The organism is Corallococcus praedator (assembly GCF_003612125.1).
Taxonomy (GTDB): domain Bacteria; phylum Myxococcota; class Myxococcia; order Myxococcales; family Myxococcaceae; genus Corallococcus; species Corallococcus praedator.
In genome coordinates, this window is the sequence record NZ_RAWI01000646.1 from 1 (window position 1) to 3,132 (window position 3,132).

General features: G+C 68.4%; 3 protein-coding genes and 1 pseudogene. All 4 read right to left on the minus strand.

The features are described 5' to 3' along the window. Nucleotides 1-76 precede the first annotated feature (76 nt). Complete coding sequence (locus D7Y13_RS40290) at nucleotides 77-1,222, minus strand: acyl-CoA dehydrogenase family protein (RefSeq protein ID WP_120538322.1); 1,146 nt, start codon at nucleotides 1,220-1,222, stop codon at nucleotides 77-79. A 19-nt stretch (nucleotides 1,223-1,241) separates the two neighbouring features. After that, entirely contained in the window at nucleotides 1,242-1,730 is a 489-nt protein-coding gene (locus D7Y13_RS40295; protein WP_120586149.1) for an AgmX/PglI C-terminal domain-containing protein, read from the minus strand. 8 nt (nucleotides 1,731-1,738) lie between these two features. Then, nucleotides 1,739-2,881: an acyl-CoA dehydrogenase gene (locus D7Y13_RS40300; protein WP_120538324.1), complete on the minus strand. Its 1,143-nt coding sequence runs from the start codon at nucleotides 2,879-2,881 to the stop codon at nucleotides 1,739-1,741. Nucleotides 2,882-2,916: 35 nt separating this feature from the next. Next, nucleotides 2,917-3,132: pseudogene (locus D7Y13_RS40305) on the minus strand (hypothetical protein); the annotation flags it as partial.

Below are 3,132 nucleotides of genomic sequence, written 5' to 3' on the forward strand. Positions count from 1 at the left end.
CTGCCCGCCCGCCCGGTGTGGGAAGGGCGGAGCGCCAGGGGCCCGAGGCGGGAATGGAGCGCACGGCCCTTTGATCCTACCCCTGCTGACGGAACGTCTCGCGGGCGATGACCATGCGCTGCACCTCGCTGGTGCCCTCGTAGATGGTCTGCACGCGGGCGTCGCGGAAGTACCGCTCGACGGGGAACTCGTCGATGTAGCCGTAGCCGCCGTGGAGCTGGACGGCCTTGTCGGCCACCTTGTTGCTCATCTCGCTGGCGAAGAGCTTCGCCATGGAGGCCTCGCGGGTGAACGGCTGCTTCGCCTCCTTGAGGGCGGCGGCGCGCAGGGTGAGCAGCTCCGCTGCGTCCAGCTGGGTGCGCATGTCCGCCATCATGAAGCGCGGGCCCTGCAGGTCCGCCACGGCCTGACCAAAGGCCTTGCGGTCCTTGGTGTAGGACACGGTGGCCTCCAGCGCCGCCCGGCCCACGCCGCACGCCTGCGCCGCGATGCCGATGCGACCGCCGTCCAGCGCCATCATCGCCAGGCGGAAGCCGTCGCCCTCCTTGCCCAGGAGGTTCTCCAGGGGGACCTCGCAGTCCTCGAAGGTGAGGCCCACGGTGTTGGACGCGCGCAGGCCCATCTTGTCCTCGTGCTTGCCCACGTGGAGGCCCTTGGTGCCGCCCTCCACGATGAAGCAGGACAGGCCCTTGTTGCCGGCCGCGCCCGTGCGGGCCCAGACGACCATCACGCCCGCGTACGCGCCGGAGGTGATCCACTGCTTGCTGCCGTTGAGCACGTAGCGGTCGCCGCGCTTCACCGCGGTGGTGAGCATGGCGCCGGGGTCGGAGCCCGCGTGCGGTTCGGACAGCGCGAAGGCGCCGACGATGGCCTCACCGGAGGTGAGCTTCGTGACGAACTTCTCCCGCTGCGCGTCGGTGCCCACCGCGTGGATGAGCTCCGCGCACATGTTGGTGACGGCCATGGCCACGGACACGGAGGCGTCCGCGGCGGCCATCTCCATCATCGCCAGGGCGTAGGAGACGACGCCCGCCTCGGCGCCGCCGTACTGGGACGGCAGGTTCACGCCGAGCAGGCCCACCTCCGCCAGCGCCTTGAAGACTTCCGGGTCGAAGTGCTCCGCGCGGTCCGCAGCGCGGGCCTTGGGCGCCACGCGCTCCTTGGCGAACTTGCGCGCGGTGTCGCGGATGAGCGTCTGGGTCTCGGTGAGGTCGAAGTTCACGGGCGCGGGTGTCCTGTTGTTATTCGACGGCCTTGAGGTTGATCGGGTACTCGATGGGGTGGTCGCGCCCGTCCGGAGGCCGGGGGAAGTCCAGCACCATCAGGACGGACACCACGCAGTCGTTGAGCCCCGCGTCCTTCAGCGTGCTCTGGTGCCTGTCCACCTTCGCGCTGCGCACGGCGCCCTCGGCGGTGATGGTGAAGGTGGTCATGAGCTTGCCCTCCACCTTCTTGTCCTTCTCCACCATGTGGCTCTCGTAGCACTCCTGGATGCGCGGGGCGTTGTGCACCATCACCTGCCGGATGGAGTCCGGGGTGAAGGGCAGCTTGCTGACGTCCAGGCCGTCATCCTTCGGCGCGGGCTTCTTGGGGGCCTCGTCCGACGGGGTGCTTTCCGGCGCGGGCTTCGTTGCCGCCGGCTTCTTCTTGGAGGACGTGCCCTGCGCCGTGACCACGGAAGGGGCGAATCCGAGGGACAGCATCAGCACGGGGAGGAGCGCGCGCTTCATGACGGGGACTACTCCTTGAGCAGGTTGGCGGAGATGACGATGCGCTGGATCTCGCTCGTCCCCTCGTAGATTTCGGTGATGCGCGCGTCGCGCACATGGCGCTCGGCGTCCATTTCCTTGCTGTAGCCCATGCCGCCGTGGATCTGCAGGGCCTTGTTGGCCACGCGGCTGGCCATCTCGCTGGCGTACAGCTTGGCCATGGCGCTCTCCGGGCTGTGGCGCTGGCCCTTGTCCTTCATGAGCGCCGCGCGCCACACCAGCAGGCGGGCCGCGTCGATCTCCATGGCCATGTCCGCGATCATGAACTGGATGGCCTGGTGGTCGCGGATGGGCTTGCCGAACGTCTTGCGCTCGCCCGAGTAGCGCACCGCCTCCTCGAAGGCCGCGCGCGCGATGCCCAGCGCCTGCGACGCGATGCCGATGCGGCCACCGTCCAGCGTGGACATGGCGACCTTGAAGCCCTCGCCCTCCTTGCCCAGGCGGTACTTCTCCGGCACGCGCATGTCCTCGAAGAACATGGAGCAGGACCAGGCGGCGCTGATGCCCATCTTCTTGTCGGGCTCCGCGCGGGTGAAGCCGGGCGTGTTGGTGGGCACGAGGAAGGCGGTGATGCCCTTGTTGCCCGCCTCACGGTTGGTCATCGTGATGAGCACGATGGCGTCGGCCTTGGGGCCGTTGGTGATCCAGTTCTTGGAGCCGTTGATGACGTACTCGTCACCGCGCTTCACGGCGACGGTCTTCTGGGCGGCCGCGTCGCTGCCGGCCTCCGGCTCCGTGAGGCCGAAACAGCCGAGCTTCTCACCGCTGGCGAAGGGCTTGAGGAACTGCTCCTTCTGCTCCGGGGTGCCGAACTTGGACACCGGGTCGCAGTAGAGCGAGTTGTTCACGCTCATGATCACGCCGGTGGAGGCACAGCCGCGGCTGATCTCCTCCATCGCGATGGAGTAACAGACGTTGTCCAGGCCCGCGCCGCCAAACTCCTCCGGCACGGCGATGCCCAGGAGCGAAAGCTCCGCCAGCTTCTTCACCGCGTCCGAGGGCCACGCGTGCTGTTCGTCCCACTTGCGGGCGTTGGGGGTGAGTTCCTTGGCGGCGAACTCGCGGCACAGGCGCTGGATCTCGCGCTGGATGTCGGTCAGCTCGAAGTTCATGGTGGGACTTCCATAGTATGCGGCCCGCCCTGGGGCTACTTCGAAGAAGCCCCAGCATCCTCGGGGGCAGGAATCCGGGTCCCGAAGAACATCGCCAGGGGCACCGTCACGTCGAGGGACACGTCCGTGCGAGCGCCCGCGTCCGTCCACGCCCGGCGCACCACCACCGACACCGTCCAGGGTTGGGTGTCCCGGTGCCGTTCAATCAGGTCGTAGGTGAGGCCCACCCCGGCCACCCCGCCCTTCCCGTC

Bases quoted from the DNA above. Each gene is read 5' to 3' on its own strand.
- D7Y13_RS40295 (WP_120586149.1), bottom strand. From the start codon at position 1,730: ATGAAGCGCGCGCTCCTCCCCGTGCTGATGCTGTCCCTCGGATTCGCC.
- D7Y13_RS40300 (WP_120538324.1), bottom strand. From the start codon at position 2,881: ATGAACTTCGAGCTGACCGACATCCAGCGCGAGATCCAGCGCCTGTGC.